This is a genomic window from Oleiphilus sp. HI0086 (assembly GCF_001635225.1).
On sequence record NZ_LWFZ01001311.1, the window covers coordinates 1 to 877 of the forward strand.

The 877-nt window shown below is 47.2% G+C and carries 2 protein-coding genes; both read right to left on the reverse strand.

Features of this window, described 5'->3' with window-relative positions; translation table 11 throughout:
* A partial coding sequence (locus tag A3756_RS22460) for a lipopolysaccharide kinase InaA family protein (protein ID WP_304438926.1) occupies nt 1-253 on the reverse strand: 253 nt, incomplete at its 3' end.
* Between the two features lie 38 nt (nt 254-291).
* On the reverse strand, nt 292-877 hold a 586-nt coding region (locus tag A3756_RS22465), incomplete at its 5' end, for a glycosyltransferase (protein ID WP_156490698.1).

Below are 877 nucleotides of genomic sequence, written 5' to 3' on the forward strand. Positions count from 1 at the left end.
GCCAGCCTTTAAAAAGGTAGTGGTCGTTGCTGATTGTACTCATCATGCCGCCGCGCAGATAATGTCTTAACACCAGTGAATGAGACTTGTGTTGGATAAACCAGGTTGTTCCACGTCCAGACTCTTGTCCATTAACGGCATTGAGCTTTTTCCAATAGCCTGATTCAAAGAGCTCGCTGGATATGTCCGAAAAACATTCACTATCATAGAGCCAATAATGCTGGCCGTTTTGAGAGGACTCTATATTCGGCATGATTTCAAGTTCCTTGAATCGTTTGGGTGGCGTTCTAGCTAAGACAATTCTAATTCATACAGGGCGATGGTGTCTCGGCACATTTGTGAAAGAGAGAAGTTTTCTTTGACGAAGGCTGCCGCTTCAATGCCTTGCCTTGTGCGTTCGTCTTTACTGTATGCCAGGGCTCGTTCAATAGCCGCCGCCATAGAACTGGAGTCGCGAGGTTTACACATCAGGCTTTTATAGGGAGGGGAGATTGTCTCCTGACTACCTCCGTGGTTTGTAGCAACTACCATGCGTTGCATCACTTGAGCTTCGCAGGCAGTACGACCGAAGGATTCCGGCTTGACGGAGGCTGAAATTACCAGATCAGCCAGCGCATAGGCTGCTGGCATGTTGTCGAAGTTTCCGGTTAACTTGACGTGAGCTTGCAAACCTTTTTCAGCGATCAAGGCTTCCAGTTCTTGTTTATATGCATCTTTTCCAGGCTCGTCGCCAACGAACAAGCAGTAAAAGTTACGATGGGGCAATTTAGCCAGTGCTTCTATTAGTACTTGATGGCCTTTAATTCGAGTTAGCCTTCCAGGCAGCATGATAATGTTTTTCCCCTCAGGGACTGACCATGCTGTCTTGAGCTGTTTC